The organism is Flavobacterium lacus (assembly GCF_003268815.1).
Lineage (GTDB): Bacteria > Bacteroidota > Bacteroidia > Flavobacteriales > Flavobacteriaceae > Flavobacterium > Flavobacterium lacus.
In genome coordinates this window covers 25,976-49,865 of the sequence record NZ_QLSV01000007.1, presented here as the reverse complement: position 1 = coordinate 49,865, position 23,890 = coordinate 25,976, and the positions used below count along the sequence as shown (strand labels likewise).

The following is a 23,890-nucleotide window of genomic DNA, read 5'->3' as shown; positions in this document are numbered from 1 at the left end:
TTGGTAAATTAAACTCAACCACGAAGGCACGAATAATTTGTGCATTCGTGGTTTTATATTTTAAACTTCAACGGCAAATGGACCACTTTCTTCGTTTCAAAAAATTCTTCCGAAAAATAATCCGATAAATTATATTCTGTTGCTTTTGGGAAATCTTTTAACTCTTCGGTTAAATCGCCTCCTTTTAAATACAAAATTCCGTTTTTGAGTTCGTGATTGTTTTGCTTTTTGATTTTGTCTTTTATCCAAGAAACAAAATCCGGCATATTGGTAACTGCTCGACTTACGATAAAATCAAAATCTCCTTTGACGTTTTCAGCACGCAATTGTTCAGCTTTTACATTTTTCAAACCTAAAGCAGTAGCAACCTCATTGACAACTTTTATTTTTTTTGCTATCACATCAATCAAATAAAAACGGGTCTCCGGAAATAAAATCGCCAACGGAATTCCGGGAAAACCTCCTCCGGTTCCTACATCTAAAACTGTCGATTTAGGTTGAAATTCCATCACTTTGGCAATGCCTAATGAATGTAAAACGTGTTTCACATACAATTCATCAATATCTTTTCGGGAAATTACATTGATTTTCGCATTCCATTCGGGATACAATTCACCTAATTTTTCAAACTGAAGTACTTGATTTTCAGATAAATTAGGAAAATACTTTAAAATTTCTTCCATCTTGTGCTATTTTTAACAAAAGTAAACATTTTGGTGTTGAAATTTTATTGTTTGTTCATCGTTATGATTTATATTAATACTTACCTTTGAAAAAATTTATATTTACATGAATACCACAATTCCAACTTTCTCAAAAGAAGACAGTCTAAAGTTTTTTAGAACATTAAACAGTCGAGTGAACAATTACTTTAAAGAAAACAATATTCAAAAAACCGGAAACTGGAAACTTCACCTGAAAACAATAGTGATGTTTACCATTTTTCTAACTCCTTACTTCTTCCTTTTGGCTATGAACATGCCTTTTTGGGCTTATTTGCTGCTCAATGTCGTTATTGGCGTTGGAATGGCTGGCGTTGGAATGAACGTCATGCACGATGGAAATCACGGTTCTTACTCTAACAAACCTTGGCTGAATAAAATCATGGGCGGCAGTATATACATTCTAGCCGGAAATGTTTACAATTGGCAAGTGCAACACAATGTTTTACATCATACTTACACAAATATCGTTGGTCATGATGAAGATTTAGATGCTGGAAGAGTAATTCGATTTTCAAAACAATCAGAATGGAGATATTTTCATAAATTTCAACATTATTATTCTGTTTTCTTGTATGGTTTGTTGACGTTCAATTGGGCAATTACTACTGATTTTAAACAAATGAGAGCCTATTTGAAACGTAAATTATCGTACGGTGAACCAAAAAGTCCTAAAATGTTATGGACCACATTAATCATCACTAAAGTGATTTATTTCTCAATATGGTTAGTATTACCAATGCTTATGGGAATCACTTGGTGGAAAGTAATACTTGGATTTGCCGTGATGCACTATACAGCCGGTTTAATTTTAAGTATCGTTTTTCAATTGGCTCACGTTGTCGAAGAAACCACCAATCCTGTGCCGGATGAAAATGGCGAAATCGAAAATACTTGGGCAATTCACCAACTGTTTACCACAGCTAATTTTGCTCCTAAAAACTGGATTGTAAACTGGTATACCGGTGGCTTAAATCACCAAATCGAACACCATATTTTTCCTCATATCAGTCATGTTCATTACGGTAAAATTGCTGATATTGTGAGACAAACTGCTCAAGAATGTAATTTACCATACCATGAGTTCAAAACTATGAGAGCTGCTGTAATTGCTCACTTCAAACATTTGAAAGAGTTGGGTCAAGAACCACAAATGGCATAAACAGATTACTTTTTAAAATGTAAACACACAAAACACAACTATAATGAATTCGTTATCGGATAGAATTAACAATTTATCTACTTCTCAAACTTTAGCTATGGCAGCATTGGCGAGAGAATTAAAAGCTCAAGGAAAGGACATCATCAGTTTAAGTTTAGGCGAACCTGATTTTAACACGCCCGATTTTATTAAAGAGGCTGCAAAAAAAGCAATCGACGAAAACTACAGCACTTATTCGCCTGTTGATGGTTACGCCGAATTAAAAGAAGCCATCTGCAGAAAATTCAAAAGAGATAACAATTTAGATTATAAACCGGCAAACATTGTTGTTTCCACCGGTGCAAAGCAATCCCTTTACAACATTGCTCAATGTATGTTGAATGAGGATGATGAAGTCATTTTACCCGCTCCCTATTGGGTGAGTTATTACGAAATCATCAAAATGTCAGGCGGAATTCCGGTTGAAGTTCCAACTTCCGTAGAAAGTGACTTTAAAATCACCGCCGAACAATTAGAAAAAGCCATCACACCAAAAACCAAGATGATTTGGTACAGTTCGCCTTGCAACCCAAGCGGATCTGTTTATATTCGTGAAGAATTTACAGCCATTGCAAAAGTGTTGGAAAAGTATCCAAACATTTATGTTGTAGCCGATGAAATCTACGAACACATCAATTTTTCAGGCACTTTTTGCAGTATTGCTTCCGTACCCGGAATGTTTGAAAGAACCATCACTGTGAATGGAGTAGCCAAAGCATTCGCGATGACCGGATGGAGAATCGGTTACATCGGAGCACCGGAATTTATCGCGAAAGCGTGTACAAAAATGCAAGGCCAAGTGACTTCAGGAGCTAATTCTATTGCTCAACGAGCTACGATTGCTGCTGTGGATGCCGACCCAAAAGTGTTGAATTACATGGTGGAAGCGTTTCACAAAAGAAGAGATTTAGTCGTAGGTTTAATCAAAGCTATTCCAGGTTTAAAAATCAACGTTCCCGAAGGTGCTTTTTACGTATTTCCTGATGTTTCATCTTACTTTGGAAAGACGTTACGTGGCACTTTAATCAAAGACGCAACCGATTTCTCGATGTATTTATTAGCCGAAGCCAACGTAGCCACCGTAACCGGAGATGCCTTTGGAAACCCCGATTGCATTCGATTTTCCTACGCAACCAGTGAAGAATTGCTCACCGAAGCAATGCGAAGAATCAAAGAAGTTTTAGCATAAAATCTATCTAGCCTCAAGGAAACTTGGGGCTTTTTTTATAACTTTGGCGTGTTCGCCGAAAAGGCGAACGGGCTTTTCGTTGCAAGTCCTCGCCCAAAGGTTGGTTTTTGTCGGGTTGTGCTCGGCTTCTTTGGTCGCCGGCACAACCCGCAAAAACTCAACCTTTGTGCTGCGGGCTTTCCACTTCAATCCCTCACGCAAACCCTGCTAAATTAGAATATGAAAGAAAAAATAGGTAGTCGATACGCTCTTTTAATTGGTCTTCCAGTAGGATTGACTTTTTCAATTCTTGTACTAATTGCTTCTTTATTTCCGCCTTTCAATTTTTTAATATTTACTTCTGGCTTACAAGGGTTCTGGCATCCATTAATTTGGGGAGGAATTATTCCTTTTAGTTTTATTTTTCTTTTATGGTATGAAGGAAAAAAAATTTCTAATTATCTGATAACTAAAAATATTTTACTTTCAAGTTTTCTATTTACAATTAAATTAAACTTTAAATTATTTTTAATTTTATTTTTGATATTTGTTTTTTCATTATTTCTTTTCGGTTTTTCAGTAGTTTTAGAATCTCAAATAAAATCTCTATTGATTGGAACAATTACAATACTAATTACCTTTATTTTCGCAACTATTGTTACAACTTTTTCTAAAAGTTTAATTATCGTTAAACTGACTCAAAATAAATTAAAAAATATCTGAGAAAATGTCTAAAATCCTCCTACTCGGTTCCGGAGAACTCGGAAAAGAATTTGTCATTGCCGCACAACGCATCGGCCAAACGGTAATTGCAGTGGATAGTTATGAAAATGCTCCGGCGATGCAAGTGGCTCACGGTTTTGAAATTATCAATATGTTAGACGGTGCCGAACTCGATCGAATTGTAGCCAAACATCAACCCGATTTCATTGTTCCCGAAATTGAAGCCATCAGAACCGAACGTTTTTATGACTATGAAAAGCAAGGCATAACTGTTGTTCCATCAGCGAAAGCGGCAAATTTCACCATGAACCGAAAAGCCATTCGTGATTTGGCGGCAAAAAAATTAGGATTAAAAACAGCAAATTATCGCTATGCAACTTCAGCCGAAGAATTAGAAAAAGCGGTTTTAGTAGTTGGAATTCCTTGTGTAGTCAAACCTTTAATGAGTTCATCCGGAAAAGGACAATCAACCATCAAGTCAAACGAAGATATTGCCAAAGCTTGGAACTATGCCGTGGAAGGTTCTCGTGGCGATGTGGTCGAAGTAATCGTGGAAGCCTTTGTGAATTTTAATTCCGAAATCACGTTATTAACCGTGACACAAAACAATAATTTACCCACTTTATTTTGTGCTCCGATTGGCCACCGACAAGAACGTGGTGATTATCAAGAAAGTTGGCAACCCGCAAACGTTACAGAAGAAGACATTTATGAAGCTCAAAATATGGCAAGAAAAGTTACAGAAGCACTAGGCGGAGCCGGATTATTTGGTGTGGAATTTTTCCTAACTAATGAAGGTGTTTATTTCTCTGAATTATCACCAAGACCACACGACACCGGAATGGTAACCTTGGCCGGAACGCAAAATTTTAATGAGTTTGAATTACATTTGCGAGCAATTTTGAGTTTACCAATTGCCGAAATTACCTTAGAAAAAGCCGGTGCGAGTGCCGTTATTTTAGCTACTGCAAATTCAAATCATCCCACTTATTCAGGGATTGAAAAAATTGCAAGTTTACCTAAAACAGATTTTAGAATTTTTGCAAAACCAACTTCACGACCTTACAGAAGAATGGGTGTTACCTTGGTAAATGCCACATTAGAAACTCCGATTGAAGATATTGTAGAAAAAGCAAAAACAGCCGCTAAAATAGTTTCTGTTCATTCATAAATCAACATAAATTTTTACTCTACCATCTACTAAAAAGCTAAGTTTTTTATCACTTTTGCTGGATTTCCAACGGCCAATGAATTATCAGGAATATCTTTTGTAACAACCGAACCGGCACCGATGGTACAACCATTCCCGATGGTTACACCCGGACAAATTACTGTATTTCCTCCTATCCAACAATCATTGCCAATAGAAACTGGCTTGGAAAACTCAACCGTTCGTCGTTCAATTGGATTTAGCGGATGTGTCGCAGTGTAAACATGAACGTTTGGGCCAAAGAAAACATTGTTACCAATCGTTATTTTCATCGTGTCTAAAACGACACAGTTAACATTGAAATACACATTCTCTCCTGCATGAATATTGTAACCATAATCACAGTGAAATGGTGGTTCAACATAGAGCCTTTTATGAGCATTTGGCATTAGTTGATGAAGAATATTTCTTGCATTTCCATTCATTACATATTCGGTCACATTTAATTTATGTAATAACTTTTTGGCACGTAATCGTTCTGCAACTAAAATTTTATCATTTGCAAAATAAATTTCGCCAGCTAACATTTTATCTTTTTCGGTTTTCATTCTTTACATTTCAATCTTTCAAAGATACCATTTCTATAAAATTAAAATCGTATTTTTGACTTAATGAAATCTATTCTTGAAAACATTTCTAAACACATATCCTTAACTGTAGAAGAGGAACAATTGTTTTTTTCAAAAATTGAAGTTCAACACTTCAAAGCAAAAACCATTTTGCTCAATGCCGGAGAAATTTGCAAATATTCTTATTTTGTCAATTCGGGATTACTGAGAAGTTTTAACATCAATGACAATATTGTGGAACATGTGCTTCATTTTGCCTGTGAAGGTTGGTGGATTGGCGATATGTACAGTTTACTCTCTCAAAAACCCGGCAATTTATTCATTGAAGTGATGGAAGACTCCGAAATAGTATTGCTATCCAAAGAAAATCAGGAACAATTGTATTTTGAAATCCCAAAACTGGAACGCTTTTTCAGAATTTTAACCGAAAACTCGTTGGTCGCTCATCAAGAACGATTGATGGATAATTTAAGCTTATCGGCCGAAGATCGTTTTGATAAATTTTGCAAACGCTACCCTACGCTAATTCAACGCGTACCGCAAAAACAGATTGCTTCTTATATTGGGGTAACCCCAGAGTTTTTCAGTAAAATGAAAAGTAAAATGTTGAGAAAATAGTTGTCAGTTTTCAGTTGTCTAACAACTGATAACATTTCTTAACCTACATTAAGTATTCGTCACTCAAGCTATTTGTAAATTTGCATATTATTAATTACTATACTTATAAATCATGAAAAATACAGTTTTACATCAAGCAAACACTAGAGGAAACGCCAATCATGGTTGGTTAAATGCTTTTCACAGTTTTAGTTTTGGAAGTTGGTACAATCCAGAAAGAGTACAATTTGGAACTTTGAGAGTTTTAAACGATGATACTATTGCTGCCGGAATGGGTTTTGGCGAACATGGACATGATAATATGGAAATTATTACCATTCCTCTCGAGGGTGATTTGGCTCACAAAGATAGTATGGGAAATGCCGAAACTATCAAAACAGGCGATGTGCAAGTAATGAGTGCCGGAACCGGAATTCGCCATTCAGAATTTAATCCAAATGCTGACCTACAAACGAAGTTATTTCAAATTTGGCTATTCCCAAAAACAAGAAATGTAGAACCTCGTTACCAACAAATTACGTTAGACAAATCATTACAAAAAAATGATTTTGCTCAAATATTATCGCCAAATGCAGACGATGCAGGTGTATGGATTCATCAAGACGCTTGGTTTTATATGAGTGCTTTTGACAAAGACTTTTCAAAAAAATTAGCTCTTAAAAAAGAAGGTAACGGATTTTACATCATGAATATAGATGGTGGAATTGAAGTGAATGGTGAGAAATTAGAAAAAAGAGATGCTATAGGAATTTGGGATACTGCTGAAATAGAAATTAAAGCCATTTCCGCTGCTAAATTTTTAATTATGGAAATACCCATGGAAAATTAATTCAATATGAAGACAGAAGTGAAATTAGAACTTACCGAAAAAAATGGTTGCTTTAAAGCAACAATAGATGGTAAAACGGAAGCAAAAATGACTTTTGTTTTTGCGGGAAATGATAAAATTATCATCGACCAAGCGGAAGTAAACCCCGGCAACAATGGAAAAGGATTGGGAAAGAAAATGGTTGAACAAGCTGTCTTATTTGCTAGAGCGAAAAATTTAAAAATCATTCCGCTATGTCCTTTTGCAAAAAGCGTTTTTGATAAAACGAAAGAGTTTCGAGATGTTTTGTAACCAATAAATTCAAAGTTATGGAAGCTACTAATATAAAAAAAGAATATTCAAACGACGAGGTAACCGTTGTTTGGGAAGCAGGGAAATGTATTCATTCTGGAAATTGTGTTCAAAACAATCCGGATGTCTTTCAACCCAAAGAAAAACCTTGGATTAAAATTGAAGCTTCATCTACTGAAAAAATAATTGAAACCGTCAATAAATGTCCTTCGGGAGCTTTAACGTTTTATAAAAAAAATAAACTAACAAATTCATTTAAAACTGGACATCTAAAAAGGTTTCCAGTTTTTTTATTTCTTAATCTAGGTTAAGTGCCCCATCGGTATGCCTCCCTTAAATTTGCCTTATCAGAAAGATACTTATTATTAAACAATAAAATTATGGCAACTACAAAATGGGCAATTGACCCAACACATTCACAAATCGGATTTAAAGTTAAACACATGATGTTTACCAATGTTTCAGGAATGTTTGGAACCTATGATGCAACAATCGAAACAGAAGGTGATAATTTTGAAAATGCAAGTATTGAATTTTCAGCAGAGATCAATTCTATCAGTACAAATAACGCAGATAGAGACAATCATTTGAAAAGTGGTGACTTTTTTGACGCCGAAAACAATCCAAAACTAACTTTCAAAGCAACTTCTTTCACTAAAAATGGAGGTGATTATGAATTATCAGGCGATTTGAGTTTTAGAGGTGTTACAAAATCAGTAAAACTTTCTGCTGAATTTAGCGGATTGATGAAAGACCCATGGGGAAATACAAAAGCTGGATTGAATATTTCCGGAAAAATAAACCGTAAAGATTGGGGATTAACTTGGAACTCTGCTCTGGAAACGGGTGGTGTTTTAGTTGGTGAAGAAGTTAAACTAAACATCGAATTACAATTGCTAAAATCATAAATGTTTAGAATACTAACACTCTTTCCATAGAAGCCTCCCGACGTCATTTGCATGATGGAGGTTTTGCTTTTCTCTCATTTTTAACTTTTCTTAAAAATGCTAAAAAAGTAGTATTTTTGTCTTTCAAAATAACCTTCAGCATTAAAGTGATGCTGAAATAAATTCAGCATCAAATGAAAGCATACGTATTCCCTGGTCAAGGAGCACAATTCACAGGAATGGGCAAAGATTTATATGACAACTCAACACTAGCTAAAGAATTATTTGAAAAAGCGAATGAAATTCTAGGTTTCCGAATCACAGCTATTATGTTTGAAGGAACTGCAGAAGAATTAAAAGAAACAAAAGTGACCCAACCCGCAGTTTTTTTACATTCAGTAATTTTAGCTAAAACATTAACCGATTTTAAACCCGATATGGTTGCCGGACATTCCTTAGGTGAATTTTCAGCTTTAGTTGCCAATGGAGCATTATCGTTTGAAGATGGTTTGCGATTAGTTTCCAAACGAGCTTTGGCGATGCAAAAAGCCTGCGAAATCACTCCGTCAACGATGGCTGCGGTTTTAGGCTTAGATGATAGAATTGTAGAAGAAGTTTGCGATGCTATTGATGGAGTTGTTGTTGCAGCAAACTATAATTGCCCGGGACAATTGGTGATTTCAGGTGAATTTTCTGCAGTAGAAAAAGCATGTGAAGCTATGAAATCAGCAGGTGCTAAAAGAGCATTACTACTTCCTGTTGGCGGAGCTTTTCATTCACCCATGATGGAACCGGCTAGAGAAAAATTGGCGGCAGCGATAGAGGCGACAACATTTGCTAAACCAATTTGCCCCGTGTATCAAAATGTGACAGCGAGTGCGGTTTCGGATCCGACGGAAATTAAAAAGAACTTAATTATTCAATTGACGGCTCCGGTGCGATGGACGCAATCTGTTCAACAGATGATAGCCGATGGTGCTGCTAGTTTTACTGAAGTTGGACCAGGGAAAGTATTGGTTGGATTGGTGAATAAAATTAATAAAGAAGTAGAAACGGTTTCAGCATAATAAAAGTCTGGCACTTGATTTGCTGGTTAGCGATTGATTAACCTTTTAAAAAATAAACAAAATGAAAAAAACACTTTTAGGATTGGTACTGATGGGAGCTTTATTTGTTGTTTCTTGTAAAGAAAAAACAACAGAAGAAAAAGTAGAAGACGCTGTAGAATCGGTGGGTAGCGACATTGAAAATGCGGCCGAAGAAGCTGGAGATTCAATTGAAAATGCTGCAGATAAAACCGGGGAAGCGTTGGAAAATGCTGCAGATAAAACGGAAGAAGCATTGAAAAAAGACTAATTCAGGCACAGTACAATTAAAAATTTCCCCATCTTAAAAAAATGGGGATTTTTTATTTTTATTAATCGGTATTGGAAAATGATTGGTTTTTAAATCTTAACTTCTAATTTTTTGTTCCCATTTCCAAGCACTCGCCAAACTTTCTTCTAACGTGGATTGTGCTTTCCAGCCTAAAACATTATTTGCTTTGTCGGTGTTAGCATAAGCGGATGTAATATCACCTTCTCTCCTACCCACAATTTTGTAGGGTAATTTTTTACCCGAAACTTTTTCAAAAGCAGTAATAACCTCCAAAACAGAACTACCTGTTCCTGTTCCAAGATTAAACGTTTCGATTTTTGATACATTTTTCTTTTCGATTAGTCGTTGTAAAGCAACAACGTGAGCTTTTGCCAAATCTACTACGTGAATATAATCGCGAACGGCAGTACCGTCTGGTGTTGGATAATCATCTCCGTAAACCGATAATTCTTTTCGTAATCCGCTTCCGGTTTGTGTGATAAACGGCACTAAATTTTGTGGAACACCAATCGGTAATTCGCCAATTTCAGCCGTTGGATGAGCTCCAATCGGATTAAAATAACGTAAAAGAATAGAATTGATATTCGAAACTTTGACCACATCGGTAATAATTTCTTCACCAATTTGTTTTGTATTTCCATAAGGCGACATCGCCGGTTGAACCGAAGCGTCTTCTGTAATTGGCATCTTTTCGGCTTGACCGTAAACCGTACACGACGAACTAAAAATAAAGTGTGCCTCTGGTTTTTGTTGTAATTCTTGTAAAATATAAACCAATGCATTGATATTATTTTCATAATACAACAATGGATTTTCAACACTTTCTCCTACTGCTTTGGAAGCGGCAAAATGAATGACACCCGAAACATCATTGTGCTTTTTGAAGAAATTTTGCACCGAAGTTTTATCTCGTAAATCCATTTGTTCAAAAAGTGGTTTCTTTCCGGTAATATTTGTAATTCGGTCTAACACTTCAATAGAAGAATTGGATAGATTATCGATAATAACGGGTTCAAAACCTACATTTTGCAATTCTACAACAGTGTGAGAACCAATGAATCCAAGGCCTCCGGTTACTAATACTTTCATTTTTTTGTATGATTAGTTGAAAAATTCTAAAACAGAATCGGTTATAAATTTAATTTGCTCGTCATCTAATTCGGTATGCATTGGTAACGAAATTACTTCTTGAACCAATTGATTGGTTACCGGAAAATCTTCTTCCTGATAACGAATATCAGCATATGCTTTTTGAGAATGTAGCGGGATTGGGTAATAAATCGCACACGGAATTCCTTTGCTTTGCAAATGATCCATTAATGCATTCCGATCAGCATCAATAATTCGCAAGGTATATTGATGAAAAACATGGCAATCGCAAATAGCACAAATGGTTGGTGCAACTATGTTTTGATGTCCTTCAAAAGCCGTTGAATATTTTCGGGCAGCATTTTGACGAGCAGCATTGTAACTGTCTAACAACGGCAATTTTGCATTTAAAACCGCTGCTTGAATACTATCCAAACGCGAATTTACACCCACTACATCGTGGTGATAACGCAAGTACATCCCATGATTTACGATTCCGCGAATCGTATGAGCCAAAGCATCATCATTGGTAAAAATGGCACCACCATCACCATAACAACCTAAATTTTTTGAGGGAAAAAAAGAAGTTGCTCCCACATGACCAATGGTTCCGGCTTTCTTTTTGGTTCCATCCGAAAAACGACAATTAGCTCCAATGGCTTGTGCATTATCTTCAATAACATATAAATTATGTTCATTAGCAATTTGCATAATGGCTTCCATATTCGCTGCTCTTCCAAACAAATGAACCGGCACGATGGCTTTGGTTTTTGGCGTGATGGCTTTTCGGATTCCGTCTAGTGAAATGTTCATATTCACCATATCAACATCAACTAAAACAGGCGTTAATTGCAACAGAGCAATCACTTCAACTGTAGCAGCAAACGTAAAATCGGCTGTAATTACTTCGTCTCCGGGTTTCAAATCTAATCCCATCATAGCAATTTGAAGAGCATCTGTTCCATTTGCACACGGAATAACGTGCTTTACACCTAAGTAATCTTCTAAGCTTTTTTGAAATTCATGAACTTTCGGTCCGTTGATATAGGTTGTGGTTTCTAAAACTTCTTGAATTGAAGCATCAACTGTAGTCTTAATTTTATCGTATTGACTTTTTAAGTCAACCATTTGAAGTTTACGCATTACTTTTTATTTAATTTTAAAGTGTAAGATGTTTTCATTTTGAATGAGTTCATCTTAATAACATAACAAAAGTAATTATTTAGTAAGTTATAACAATGAAAATTCTTTAAAGTGATGTATTTTAGCGACACAATTTCTGCTATATGTTTTTTTTATATAATTTATTGGTTCATTTTGTCGGATTTTTACTGAAAATCGTTACTCTATTCCATCCGAAAATAAAACTTTTTATCGATGGAAGAAAGAATGTTTTTGAGCAAATAAAACAGAAAATTTCTTCGACTGATAAAACGATTTGGTTTCACGCCGCTTCTTTAGGCGAGTTTGAACAGGGAATTCCCGTAATGGAAAAAATCAAAATCAAATTTCCTAACCATAAAATTATTGTAACCTTTTTTTCTCCTTCGGGTTTTGAAGTTAGAAAAAACAACTCAATGGCTGATTTGACTATTTATCTTCCACTAGATACACAACAAAACGCCAAACAATTTTTAGAGTTAACTCATCCGGAAATGGTGTTTTTTATCAAATATGAATATTGGCCAAATTATTTGAATGAACTCAAAAAAAGGCAAATAAAAACTTATTTAATTTCCGGAATTCTGAGAAATAATCAAGTTTTTTTTAAGTGGTATGGAGGATTTTACAGAAAATGTTTAACTGCTTTTGATTTCTTTTTTGTACAAAATGAATCATCCAAAAAACTCCTTCAATCGCTCGGATTTCAAAACATAAAAATTTCAGGCGACACCCGTTTTGATCGCGTAGTTTCAATTTTAGAAAGAGATAATTCGTTAAATTTTATCGAAGAATTCAAAAACAACACTACTACAATCGTCATTGGAAGTTCATGGCCAAAAGACGAAGAATTACTGGTTAATTTCATTAATAATTCATCGGAAAATGTAAAATTCATCATTGCTCCACATAATATCAAATCGGAACAAATTTTGGAATTGCAAAAATCAATTACAAAAAAATCAATTTTATTTTCGGAATGGGAATCAAATGTACAGACAGGTCGCGACCTGTCCCTACGAGAATATGATGTATTCATCATCAACACCATCGGCATCTTAACCAAAATCTACAACTACGCCGATATTGCCTACGTAGGTGGGGGCTTCGGAAATCCCGGTGTGCATAACATTTTAGAACCCGCAACATTTGGCATCCCCATCGTAATCGGACCCAATTATTCTCATTTTGCAGAAGCGACCGCATTAGTAAATATGGAAGGATGCATTTCAATTTCCAATCAAAACGAATTGAATGAAACATTTTCAAACTTACTTTCTAACGAAGACATTCGTTACGAAAAAGGTCATATTTGCAACACTTTCGTACAAATGAATAAAGGTGCAACAGATGCTATTTTAAACCATTTGGATAATGACAACCTTTAAACCTTTATCCGTTTTAGAGATTGATGAAATCCTTCAAATGATGAAGGAATTTTATGCCATCGACAATTATCCTTTTCAAATTGAAACTTCCAAAAAACTATTTCATCAATTCATCGAAAATGAAAATCTTGGTAAAGCTTGGCTAATTTTAAATGAAAATGAAATCGTTGGTTATGTGATTCTCACTTTCGTTTTTAGTTTTGAATACCAAGGAAAGATTGCCTTCTTAGACGAATTATACATCAAAAATTCGGCTCAAGGAAAAGGTTTTGGCAAACAAACGCTCCATTTCATCCTTCAAGAAGCTCATAAATTATCGTTAAAAATCATCTATTTGGAGGTTGAACCGCATAATCATCCTGCTCAAAAATTGTATATTGCAAACGATTTCGAAGAACACAAACGAAAATTATTCAAACACACTGTAAAATAAGAACTTACTAAACAATTATTTATGAAATTTTTACGCTTACTCATCCTGTTTCTTTCCTTTTCTACATTTGCTCAACAAGGCGGTATGTGGATTCCGTCTTTATTGGAAGGAATGAACGAAAAAGAAATGAAATCGCTCGGTATGAAAATGTCTGCCAAAGATATTTACGACGTGAACAAATCGAGTATGAAAGACGCTGTGCCGCATTTCAACAACGGCTGTACATCAGAAGTGATTTCGTCAAAAGGACTTTTATTAACCAATCACCATTGTGGTTACGGCGAAATTCAATCCCATTCCACTATTGAAAATGATTATTTAGAAAAAGGTTTTTGGGCAATGAGTTTAGAGCAAGAACTTCCTAATCCGGGCTTAGTGGTGACATTCATCGTTAAAATTGAAGATGTCACTTCAAAAGTTTTGGAAAACACACAATCCATTTCCAACGAAGCAGACAAACAGAAAAAAATTCAAGAAAATATTTCTGCTTTAACTACTTCTTTACCTAAAGAAAGTTGGCAAGAAAACCGAATCAGAACGTTTTACGACGGCAATCAATACATCTGGTTTGTAGTCGAAACCTATAAAGATGTGCGTTTAGTTGGTGCTCCGCCATCATCCATCGGAAAATTTGGTTCAGATACAGATAACTGGGTTTGGCCTCGTCATACAGGAGATTTTTCGCTTTTCAGAATTTACGCAGACAAAAATAATCGTCCGGCAGAATACTCCAAAGACAATGTTCCGTATACGCCAAAACACTTTTTCCCAGTTTCCATTGACGGTGTAAAAGAAAATGACTTTACGATGGTTTTCGGTTATCCGGGAAGAACGCAGGAATATTTGCCGGCTGTTGCCGTTGAACAAATTGTCAACGAACTCAATCCTGCAAAAATCGAAATCCGAGATGCAGCCTTGAAAGTACAGGACGGATTCATGCGAAAAGACAAAGCGATTAAAATTCAATATGCAGCCAAATATGCTTCGGTGGCCAATTATTGGAAAAAATGGATTGGTGAAACCAAAGGTTTAAAAAAATCCAATGCGGTTCAAATCAAAAAAGAGTTTGAAAACGATTTTATGAACAAAGTAGCCAAAGCCGGAAAACAAAACGAATATGGCAACTTACTTTCAGAATTTGAAAAAAACTACACCGAAATCGCTCCGTATGCCTTGAGCCGTGATTATTTTATGGAAGTCGTGATGCGTAACACCGAGTTGTTGAGTTTTGGTTACCGTTTGGTTCAATTGGAAAATCTTCATAAAACAAGAGGCGAACAAGCATTTATGGACAGAAAAGAAAATTTCATTACAGGATTTGAAGATTTATACAAAGATTTCAACGCCACTGTGGACGAAAAAGTCATGGAGCAATTAATTGAATTATACGCCATTGAATCGCCAAAGCAATTTTTACCCGAAGGTTTGTTAAACCAAGATTTAAAAACAAAAACAGCCGAAATTTTCAAAACTTCTAAACTAACGAACTATGATGGTTTGAAAGAATTGCTTACCGGCGATGCCAAAACCGTTCTTGAAAAATTAAACAACGATAGCGGATTTGCATTCGTAAAAATGTTGTCCGAAGCTTACAACAAAAACGTAGTTCCAAAATACGACGAAATAAATCTTAAAAATACAGCTTTACAACGCACGTACATGAAGGGAATTTTGGAACTAAGTCCAAAAGAAGCCCGTATTTTCCCCGATGCCAACTCAACCTTGCGTGTAACCTACGGAAAAGTGAAGGGCTATTCTCCTAGCGATGCCGTTTATTACAGTCCGGTAACCTATTTAGATGGCGTAATGGAAAAATACATTCCGGGTGACTACGAATTTGATGTTTCACCAAAGTTGATAGAATTATACAACAACAAGGATTACGGCCAATATGCCGAAAACGGAAAACTTCCGGTCAATTTTATTGGAACCAATCATACCACAGGGGGAAATTCAGGAAGTCCGGCCATCGACAAAAATGGTAATCTAATCGGGCTAAATTTCGACCGCGTTTGGGAAGGAACCATGAGCGATATCTATTATGATCCGGCCATTTGCAGAAATATAATGGTCGACATTCGTTACGTACTTTTTGTGATCGACAAGTATGCCGGAGCGAAACATTTGATCAATGAAATGAAAGTAGTTGGCAAAAAAATCAAAAAATAAAATTAATAAACAGAATTCTTACACAAACCCCTTCCAAAAAAAGGGGTTTCTACTTTAAAAAGAGCCTGATAATGCGGACTCAAACGTTTGAATCACAAATAGTTTATTTTTTTTTAAAAATATTTCGTAAAATATTTTGTTGAACCAAAAAATTTATATCTTTGCTCCGAATTAATAATTAACCTTTTATAATAAAGTAAGATGAAAAAAGTAATTTTAAGTTTGGTATTTGTTGCTGCTTTAACAGTAGTATCTTGTAAAGAAAAAGAAGCTGAAGTAACTGAAGAAGTAACAACTGAAGAAGTTGCTCCAGAAGTTATTGAAGAAGCTGCTCCAGTAGTAGATTCTATGGCTGTTGAAGCTCCTGCTACAGAAGAAGCTCCTGCTCAGTAATTAGCAACAAGCTAACAGAAAAACTAATCCCGACTTGTTCGGGATTTTTTTTGTTCTAAAATAAAGGAAAGTAGTGGTTTTTAGTGAACTATTTCACCAAAAGTTCAGCTAGATAAAGATCAACTTGAAACCTGGAACTTTAAACTTTTAAACAAATATTTGGGCGTGCCCCTCCGTAAACTCCGGGTCGGGCTTTCCGTTCCAAGTCCTCGTCCAAAGGATGGTTTTTGTCGGGTTGTGCTCGGCTTCTTTGGTCGCCGGCACAACCCGCAAAAACTCAACCTTTGTCCTGCGGGCTTTCCACTTCAATCCCTCACGTAGCTGCAGTGCATCAAAGCATTTCAAAGCAAATCAATTACACAACAGTCGCAGTATTCAATCGCAGTTCTCCCTTAATCTTGTCATTGTGCAAGATGACGAATTCGAAATAACAATCTCTCGCCTTGACGAGCAACCAACAAAGTAATCCAAAACTTTGTGTCTTGTTTCCTCTGTGGCAAATAAAATCAAAGATTAAAACAAAAAAGTAGATTCTTAAAATAAAAAAAGCTCCACTTGTAAAAACAAATGAAGCTTTTGTACTCAAGGCGGGACTTGAACCCGCACGGGCATTACTACCCACTGGATTTTAAGTCCAGCGTGTCTACCAATTCCACCACTCGAGCTTGATGCAAGCAAATTGTTTGCACTATAAGGTAGAAGAGCGAAAAACGGGATTCGAACCCGCGACCTCCACCTTGGCAAGGTGGCGCTCTACCAACTGAGCTATTTTCGCGTACAGGTTTTTAAAAGAACAGCACTACTTGTTTAGCAATGCGGATGCAAATGTACTATAATTATTTGCTTTTGCAAGCGTTTTTTACAAAAAAATTCACTTCAAAAACTAATGTTTTGAAAGTTAAAGTTATAGCATTTATTTTTTGGTTAACATTCGTTTAATTTCGTTTAATTTCATTAAAGCTTCCACCGGAGTTAAGGTATTTATATCTAAGCTTAGAATTTCTTCTTTGATTTCTTCCAACAACGGATCATCCAAATTAAAAAAACTAAGTTGCAATTCATCCTTCGGTGATTTTATGCCGGATAATTCTTCACTCGAATGATTTTTTTCTAACTTCTTTAAAATCTTTTGTGCTTTTTGAATCACCGTTTGTGGCATTCCCGCCATTTTAGCTACATGGATACCAAAACTGTGTTCGGTGCCGCCTTTCACTAATTTTCGAATAAAAAGAACGGTGTCTTTTAATTCTTTCACCGAAACATTAAAGTTCTGAACACGGTTAAATGTGACTTCCATTTCATTTAACTCATGATAATGTGTCGCAAATAATGTCTTAGGACGGTTTGGATGTTCGTGCAAATATTCGGCAATGGCCCACGCAATCGAAATTCCATCGTACGTGCTGGTTCCTCGCCCGATTTCATCCAATAAAACCAAACTTCGTTCAGAAATATTGTTCAAAATCGAAGCGGTTTCATTCATTTCCACCATAAAAGTCGATTCGCCCATCGAAATGTTATCGCTTGCTCCTACTCTCGTAAATATTTTATCTACCACACCCATTCGAACTGCTTCTGCCGGAACAAAACTTCCCATTTGAGCCAATAGTACAATCAACGCCGTTTGCCTCAAAATAGCCGATTTACCAGACATATTCGGACCGGTAATCATAATAATTTGTTGTGAATCTCTGTCTAAAAAAACATCATTCGCAATATAGGGAACGCCAACCGGCAATTGTTTTTCAATCACAGGATGACGACCGTTTGTGATTTCTAATTCATACGAATCATCTAAAATCGGGCGAACGTACTTGTTTTCAATCGCTAATTGCGTAAACGAATTCAAACAATCCAACTGAGCAACCAAAGCAGCATTTAACTGAACGGGTTTGATGTAAGTGCCAATCCAAATCACCAATTGTTCAAATAATTGCGATTCCAATTGATGAATTTTGTCTTCTGCTCCTAAAATTTTAGTTTCGTATTCTTTTAATTCTTCCGTAATGTATCGCTCAGCATTCACCAGCGTTTGCTTTCTAATCCATTCCGTTGGAACTTTGTCTTTGTGTGTATTTCTAATTTCAATATAATAACCAAAAACATTATTAAACGAAATTTTCAACGAGGATATTCCAGTTTTTTGAGATTCTCTCAGCTCAATTCCTTCCAAATATTCTTTCCCGGAAGTTGAAATGGCTCTTAATTCATCTAAATCAGGATGAATTCCCTTCGCAATTGCATTTCCTTTGTTAATGGAAACCGGTGCATCGTGATTCAACGTCGTTTTGATTTTTTCACGCAATAAATCACAAGCATGTAAACTATCACCAATCGCTTTCAACGATTCATTTGCACTTGCCAAAGCCAATGTTTTGATTGGAATAATGGCGTCCAACGAATGACAAAGGTTCATCACTTCACGGGGCGAAACTTTACCGGTGGCGACTTTGGAAATCAACCGTTCCAGATCGGAAATTTGTTTGATTTGGTATTGAATCTTCTGTAAAACTTCCGAATTATCCTTAAGAAAAGTCACCACTTCGTGACGGGATTGAATTTTAGCTGCCTCTTTCAGAGGCAAAGCCAACCAGCGTTTCAATAAGCGTGAACCCATTGGCGACAGTGTTCTGTCAATCACATCCAATAGCGTAACCGCATTCGGATTGGTGCTCTGGTACAATTCTAAATTTCGAATCGTAAAACGATCCATCCAAACATACGCATCTTCTGCAATGCGTTGAATCGAAGTAATATGTTGGATTTTATTATGTTGCGTTTCCGATAAATAATACAAAACCGCACCCGAAGCAACGATTCCTTCTTGCATTTCTTCAATTCCAAATCCCTTGAGTGAATTGGTTTGAAAATGCTTGGTCAACACTTCATTGCCGTAGTCTTCATTATACACCCAATCTTCGAGAAAAAAAGTGTGATAATCTTCGCCAAAAACTTCTCTAAAATGTTGTTTATGGTTTTTAGTGACTAAAATTTCACTGGGACTAAAATTTTGTAACAATTTGTCGATGTATTCTTCATTACCTTGAGACGTCAAAAATTCGCCTGTTGAAACATCCAAAAATGAAACGCCAATTTGCTTTTTACCAAAATAAACCGAAGCCAAGAAATTATTTGACTTTGACTGCAACACCTCATCATTCATGGAAACGCCGGGAGTAACTAATTCGGTCACACCACGTTTCACAATAGTTTTAGTCATTTTTGGATCTTCCAATTGATCACAAATCGCCACCCTTAATCCGGCTTTGACTAATTTTGGCAAATACGTATTTAATGAGTGGTGTGGAAAACCCGCCAACGCCGTTTCGGTTTCAGATCCTGCACCTCTTTTGGTTAACACAATACCTAAAATTTGTGAAGCCCGAACAGCATCTTCGCCAAACGTTTCATAAAAATCCCCTACGCGAAACAACAAACACGCATCGGGATACTTCCGTTTGATATCGTTGTATTGCTTCATTAAAGGCGTTTCTTTTGGTTCTTTGACTGTGTTGGCTTTGGCTGACAATGGATTCGGTTTTAGGTTTGGATTCAAAAATACGGAAATAATATTTCAATGACAAAAATCAATTGCATTGGCAATGGCATTGGCAAAAATTAAACAAAAAAATCAATTTCAATATCAAATGTAAAAATTCAAATGCATTACTTATTTTTGCACGATGAGAAAATTAGCCAATTCTGAACTGGAACGTAAAAACATCGATGAGTTTAAAGAAGCTCAAAAAACACCAATTATCATTATTTTAGATGATATTAGAAGTCTGCATAACATTGGTTCGGTTTTTAGAACTTCGGATGCGTTTTTGATTGAAAAAATATATTTATGTGGTATCACGGCAACTCCTCCCAATAAGGAAATTCACAAAACGGCTTTAGGAGCAACAGATACTGTAGCTTGGGAATATCAACAAGAAGTTTTGACAGTGATTGATCAATTGAAAGCAGAAAAAATCTCCGTTTTTGCTATCGAACAAGTAGAAAATTCGGTGATGTTAAATGATTTTGAAGTTGAAAAAGGCAAAAAATACGCTTTAGTTTTCGGTAATGAAGTCAAAGGCGTTTCGCAACAAGCGATTGAAAAATGTGATGGTGTGATTGAAATTCCACAATTAGGAACAAAACATTCGCTGAATATTTCAGTTAGTGCCGGAATTGTCGTTTGGGATATATTTAAAAAACTGATTGCTTTAGGAGAAAATTAGCATTTATCAAACTGTTCATCTGTTTACTATTTCTTACTTTTACAAAATGAATAGTTTGTCAGTACTTCGCCTTACACTTGTTCTAGTAGCTGCTTGTGTTGGTTTCTTATCGAATTGGGTAAACCCAAAAATATCCGAAATTCGAAAAGAGAACAGTTCAATGATTGTAAATGACGCTCCCATTTTAATGGCAACAGGGAATCAAATTTACTGCCCGGGTTCGCAACTAAATATTGTAACCAACATGTCTATCACCGATAATGATGATACCGGAATTGATGCGATTTATATTCAAATTTCATCTGGTTATGTAAATGGTCAAGACGTATTGACTTTAACCGGAACCCATCCAACCATTGCCACAAGTTGGGACGCATTGACTGGAAAACTTACACTTACAGGAATTTCTGCTCAACCCACTTATGCAAATTTAATCGCGGCTATTGAAGATGTAGTTTATTCAAATTCTTCTGCAAATCCAGCAGGAGTTAGAACATTTTCCATTACCGTAGGTCAAGCCAATTATCTTCCTTCAAATGGTCATTATTATGAATTTGTTCCTGCGATTGGGATTACCTGGAACAATGCAAGAACAGCGGCCGCAAATCGAACTTACTATGGTTTACAAGGTTATTTAGCCACCATTACAGCTGCTGATGAGGCTCAACTTTCAGGAGAACAAGCTGCCGGTGCCGGTTGGATTGGCGGTAGCGATGAGGCTACAGAAGGCGTTTGGAGATGGATGACAGGGCCCGAAAACGGGTTGATCTTTTGGAATGGCGGTGTAAACGGCACAACACCCAATTATGCCAATTGGAATAATGGCGAGCCAAATAATTTGGGTGATGAAAATTATGCACACATAACCGCTCTTGGTGTTGGAATTACAGGTTCATGGAATGATTTATCAAACACCGGGGAAGCAAGTGGCGATTATCAACCGAAAGGTTACATTGTGGAATATGGCGGAATGCCCGGCGATCCAGTTTTGCAGATTTCAACAAGTACAACGATTACAATTCCGAGTATTATTTCTTTTGTTGCACAATCAAGGTGTGGAGAGGGTTCAGTAACACTAACAGCTAATGCTTCTGCCGGAACCGTCAAATGGTACACTACTCCAACAGGAGGGACCCCAATAGCTAATGGAAACAGTTTTACAACGCCTAATTTAACGCAAACTACAACTTATTATTTTGATGCATTTGCAATTGGTTGTACAAGCGGAACAAGAACTACTGTAAACGCTACAATAAACCAAATTCCGCTGGTTACGGTTGTTGCCCCAAATCCTGTTTGTGGAGAAAATTCAACTGTTTTAACTGCTTCTACAACTGCAGGAACAATCAATTGGTATAGTGCTGAAACGGGCGGAACTAGTTTAGGTTCAGGAAATACGTTCACCACTCCTATTCTTTCAGAAGATACCACATTTTACGTGGAAGCAATTAATAACGGCTGTTCATCAGGAAATAGAATTGCCGTTGATGTGTTTGTGTATGATTTACCAGCCGTGGAAGATGAAACAATTACACTTTGTGAAGGAACTGTAATTACGTTGAATGCAGGTGTTTCAAATGCCACCTATCTTTGGTCAACCGGAGAAACTTCTCAATCAATTCAGGTGAATAACAATGCAAATTACTCAGTTGTTGTAACTTCTCTGGCAGCAGGAAATTGTTCTAAAACAAAAAATTTTACCATCGTTCAATATGATATCCCGGTGATTGAAACAGTAGTTGTAAAAGATACTTCTGTTGAAATCATTGTTTCCGGAAATGGTGAATATGAGTATTCTATTGATGGTTTTACTTATCAAGATTCAAATATATTTACCGTTGGCGAAGGCGGATTATATACGGCGTATGTCCGTGAGAAAATCAACAATTGTGGTTATTCCGACGAGGTAACCTTTGTTGTGCTTTTGGTTCCACCTTTTTTTACACCCAACGGCGATGGTATTAACGATGTTTTTTATTTGAAAGGTATGGCGTTTTATCCGAACTCTTCTATGTCCATTTTTAACCGTTACGGAAAATTAATTAAACAAATTACTCCATCTAATCCGTTTTGGGACGGAACTTTTGAAGGTGAAAATCTACCTGCAGATGATTATTGGTATGTTTTGAAAATTGACAACGCTACACCAGAACGAAAAGGACATTTTTCATTAAAAAGGTAATTTATCCGGCTATTTTTTTCTCAATTTCGTCTAAAATAAAAATATAATCTTCCTGATTGTTTACAAAATCTTTATCGGAAACATCAATGATTAGCACATTTAAATTGGTTTGCGTTTTGATGAAATCTAAATACCCTTGATTAATTTTTTCTAAATATTCTGCCGGAATTTGCAGTTCATAACTTCTTCCTCTTTTTTTGATGTTTTCCAAGAGTTGATCGGTGTTCTGATACAAATAAACATATAAATCCGGCTTTGGCATTTCTTTATGGATGATATCAAACATGGTCTTGTAAAGTCTGAATTCATCCTCCGCTAAGGTAACTTTTGCGAAAATCAAGGATTTAAAAATATGATAATCGGCCACAATAAAATCTTTAAACAAATCAAATTGAGCTAAATCATCCGATAATTGTTGGTATCTGTCGGCCAAAAAGGACATTTCGAGCGGAAAAGCATACCGACTTTGGTCTTCATAGAATTTAGGCAAAAACGGATTGTCTGCAAAACGTTCTAACACTAATTTGGCATTAAAATCTTCAGCAATTTTAGATGATAATGTTGTTTTTCCAGCACCAATATTTCCTTCAATAGCAATGTAATTAAACTGTTGAAGGTTTATTTTCTCCAATGGAGCCTCTAATTTTTGAACCACTTTGCAATTGCTTTTATCTTCGGCCAATGCAACTAATTCAGGTAAATATTTTTGTAAAATTGGGTGTCTCCAATCTAAATTCAAATCACGCATGGGTAACAGTACAAACTTTCTGTTTTGCATGTGCGGATGCGGAACTTTCAATTTTTCGGTGTTGATGATTTCCTCGTTATAAGTAATTACATCAATATCGATTATTCTGGATTGATAACCTTCTTCATAGTTTCGAACTCTTCCTAACTTAGTTTCAAGTTGTAACACTTCGTCTAAAATTTGTTCTGCATTTTTACAAGTTTGCAAAACCAATGCACAATTATAAAACGAATCACTATCAAAACCCCACGAAGGTGTTTCGTATAACGAAGAAACTTTGACCACCGTAGCAATGGTTTGATGAATGAATTTTATAGCCAACTGAATGTTCTCCAAACGGTTACCTATATTACTTCCCAACGATAAAATGACTTGGCTTTGATTATTCATAGAAAAGCAAAATAACTAAAACTATTTCAGAAATAAAGTATCTTTGCTAATCCTGTTAATAAGTTTCTGTAATTATGAAATACTTTAAACACAAAGTGTAACATAATACGGTGAAA

The 23,890-nt window shown here is 36.0% G+C and carries 23 protein-coding genes and 2 tRNA genes; 17 read left to right on the top strand and 8 right to left on the bottom strand.

Going from position 1 to position 23,890, the window contains the following annotated elements; translation table 11 throughout:
- Positions 1-53 precede the first annotated feature (53 nt).
- A complete protein-coding gene (gene rsmG, locus B0I10_RS08395; RefSeq protein ID WP_112086062.1) occupies positions 54-683 on the bottom strand; it encodes a 16S rRNA (guanine(527)-N(7))-methyltransferase RsmG in 630 nt (209 codons plus the stop codon).
- A gap of 106 nt (positions 684-789) precedes the next feature.
- On the opposite strand from rsmG, the gene B0I10_RS08390 reads away from it, so the two are divergent.
- The 4 genes from B0I10_RS08390 to purT all read left to right on the top strand — a co-directional run bounded on the left by B0I10_RS08390 (position 790) and on the right by purT (position 4,985).
- Positions 790-1,884 (top strand): fatty acid desaturase family protein, encoded by a 1,095-nt coding sequence (locus B0I10_RS08390; RefSeq protein WP_112086061.1) that lies wholly within the window; start codon positions 790-792, stop codon positions 1,882-1,884.
- A 43-nt stretch (positions 1,885-1,927) separates the two neighbouring features.
- Positions 1,928-3,112, top strand: a complete 1,185-nt coding sequence (locus tag B0I10_RS08385; protein WP_181456926.1) for a pyridoxal phosphate-dependent aminotransferase — start codon at positions 1,928-1,930, stop codon at positions 3,110-3,112.
- 219 nt (positions 3,113-3,331) lie between these two features.
- The gene (locus tag B0I10_RS08375) at positions 3,332-3,814 is read left to right on the top strand and encodes a hypothetical protein (RefSeq protein WP_112086058.1); all 483 of its coding nucleotides are present in this window, start codon (positions 3,332-3,334) and stop codon (positions 3,812-3,814) included.
- Between the two features lie 4 nt (positions 3,815-3,818).
- Positions 3,819-4,985, top strand: a complete 1,167-nt coding sequence (purT, locus tag B0I10_RS08370) for a formate-dependent phosphoribosylglycinamide formyltransferase (protein WP_112086057.1) — start codon at positions 3,819-3,821, stop codon at positions 4,983-4,985.
- Between the two features lie 29 nt (positions 4,986-5,014).
- Here purT and B0I10_RS08365 read toward each other — a convergent pair whose 3' ends face one another.
- Entirely contained in the window at positions 5,015-5,572 is a 558-nt protein-coding gene (locus B0I10_RS08365; RefSeq protein ID WP_112086056.1) for a sugar O-acetyltransferase, read from the bottom strand.
- A gap of 63 nt (positions 5,573-5,635) precedes the next feature.
- Here B0I10_RS08365 and B0I10_RS08360 point away from each other — a divergent pair, with 63 nt between their 5' ends.
- The 7 genes from B0I10_RS08360 (at position 5,636) to B0I10_RS08330 (ending at position 9,574) form a co-directional block, all read left to right on the top strand.
- On the top strand, positions 5,636-6,211 hold the full coding sequence (locus B0I10_RS08360) for a Crp/Fnr family transcriptional regulator (protein ID WP_112086055.1): 576 nt from the start codon (positions 5,636-5,638) through the stop codon (positions 6,209-6,211).
- Between the two features lie 112 nt (positions 6,212-6,323).
- Entirely contained in the window at positions 6,324-7,040 is a 717-nt protein-coding gene (locus B0I10_RS08355) for a pirin family protein (RefSeq protein ID WP_112086054.1), read from the top strand.
- A gap of 6 nt (positions 7,041-7,046) precedes the next feature.
- Entirely contained in the window at positions 7,047-7,331 is a 285-nt protein-coding gene (locus B0I10_RS08350; protein WP_112086053.1) for a GNAT family N-acetyltransferase, read from the top strand.
- A gap of 17 nt (positions 7,332-7,348) precedes the next feature.
- Positions 7,349-7,642 carry a (4Fe-4S)-binding protein gene (locus tag B0I10_RS08345; protein WP_112086052.1) on the top strand — a complete coding sequence of 98 codons (294 nt, stop codon included), beginning with the start codon at positions 7,349-7,351 and terminating at the stop codon, positions 7,640-7,642.
- Between the two features lie 69 nt (positions 7,643-7,711).
- Positions 7,712-8,239 (top strand): YceI family protein, encoded by a 528-nt coding sequence (locus B0I10_RS08340; RefSeq protein ID WP_112086051.1) that lies wholly within the window; start codon positions 7,712-7,714, stop codon positions 8,237-8,239.
- Between the two features lie 173 nt (positions 8,240-8,412).
- Positions 8,413-9,285, top strand: coding sequence for an ACP S-malonyltransferase (gene fabD, locus B0I10_RS08335; RefSeq protein WP_112086050.1), 873 nt, complete (start codon positions 8,413-8,415; stop codon positions 9,283-9,285).
- Positions 9,286-9,346: 61 nt separating this feature from the next.
- Positions 9,347-9,574: a hypothetical protein gene (locus B0I10_RS08330; RefSeq protein ID WP_112086049.1), complete on the top strand. Its 228-nt coding sequence runs from the start codon at positions 9,347-9,349 to the stop codon at positions 9,572-9,574.
- A gap of 96 nt (positions 9,575-9,670) precedes the next feature.
- Here B0I10_RS08330 and galE read toward each other — a convergent pair whose 3' ends face one another.
- A complete protein-coding gene (gene galE, locus B0I10_RS08325) occupies positions 9,671-10,684 on the bottom strand; it encodes a UDP-glucose 4-epimerase GalE (protein ID WP_112086048.1) in 1,014 nt (337 codons plus the stop codon).
- 12 nt (positions 10,685-10,696) lie between these two features.
- Positions 10,697-11,827, bottom strand: coding sequence for a DegT/DnrJ/EryC1/StrS family aminotransferase (locus B0I10_RS08320; RefSeq protein WP_112086047.1), 1,131 nt, complete (start codon positions 11,825-11,827; stop codon positions 10,697-10,699).
- Positions 11,828-11,970: 143 nt separating this feature from the next.
- Between B0I10_RS08320 and B0I10_RS08315 the strand changes: the two genes are divergently transcribed.
- From B0I10_RS08315 to B0I10_RS08300, 4 genes are all read left to right on the top strand, one after another.
- Entirely contained in the window at positions 11,971-13,233 is a 1,263-nt protein-coding gene (locus tag B0I10_RS08315) for a 3-deoxy-D-manno-octulosonic acid transferase (RefSeq protein WP_112086046.1), read from the top strand.
- Complete coding sequence (locus tag B0I10_RS08310; RefSeq protein WP_245942964.1) at positions 13,220-13,666, top strand: GNAT family N-acetyltransferase; 447 nt, start codon at positions 13,220-13,222, stop codon at positions 13,664-13,666. The genes B0I10_RS08315 and B0I10_RS08310 overlap by 14 nt, the downstream gene beginning before the upstream one ends.
- Before the next feature lie 21 nt (positions 13,667-13,687).
- On the top strand, positions 13,688-15,835 hold the full coding sequence (locus tag B0I10_RS08305; RefSeq protein ID WP_112086045.1) for a S46 family peptidase: 2,148 nt from the start codon (positions 13,688-13,690) through the stop codon (positions 15,833-15,835).
- A gap of 201 nt (positions 15,836-16,036) precedes the next feature.
- Complete coding sequence (locus tag B0I10_RS08300) at positions 16,037-16,228, top strand: hypothetical protein (RefSeq protein WP_112086044.1); 192 nt, start codon at positions 16,037-16,039, stop codon at positions 16,226-16,228.
- A gap of 579 nt (positions 16,229-16,807) precedes the next feature.
- Here B0I10_RS08300 and B0I10_RS08290 read toward each other — a convergent pair.
- The 3 genes from B0I10_RS08290 to mutS form a co-directional block, all read right to left on the bottom strand.
- Positions 16,808-16,893: transfer RNA gene (locus B0I10_RS08290), tRNA-Leu, on the bottom strand.
- 37 nt (positions 16,894-16,930) lie between these two features.
- Positions 16,931-17,003: transfer RNA gene (locus tag B0I10_RS08285), tRNA-Gly, on the bottom strand.
- A gap of 138 nt (positions 17,004-17,141) precedes the next feature.
- Complete coding sequence (mutS, locus tag B0I10_RS08280) at positions 17,142-19,709, bottom strand: DNA mismatch repair protein MutS (RefSeq protein ID WP_112086179.1); 2,568 nt, start codon at positions 19,707-19,709, stop codon at positions 17,142-17,144.
- 202 nt (positions 19,710-19,911) lie between these two features.
- Between mutS and B0I10_RS08275 the strand changes: the two genes are divergently transcribed.
- Complete coding sequence (locus B0I10_RS08275; protein ID WP_112086042.1) at positions 19,912-20,454, top strand: RNA methyltransferase; 543 nt, start codon at positions 19,912-19,914, stop codon at positions 20,452-20,454.
- A 46-nt stretch (positions 20,455-20,500) separates the two neighbouring features.
- Entirely contained in the window at positions 20,501-22,636 is a 2,136-nt protein-coding gene (locus B0I10_RS08270; RefSeq protein ID WP_112086041.1) for an Ig-like domain-containing protein, read from the top strand.
- A 1-nt stretch (position 22,637) separates the two neighbouring features.
- Here B0I10_RS08270 and folK read toward each other — a convergent pair whose 3' ends face one another.
- Positions 22,638-23,774, bottom strand: a complete 1,137-nt coding sequence (gene folK / locus B0I10_RS08265; RefSeq protein WP_112086040.1) for a 2-amino-4-hydroxy-6-hydroxymethyldihydropteridine diphosphokinase — start codon at positions 23,772-23,774, stop codon at positions 22,638-22,640.
- Between the last annotated feature and the right edge of the window lie 116 nt (positions 23,775-23,890).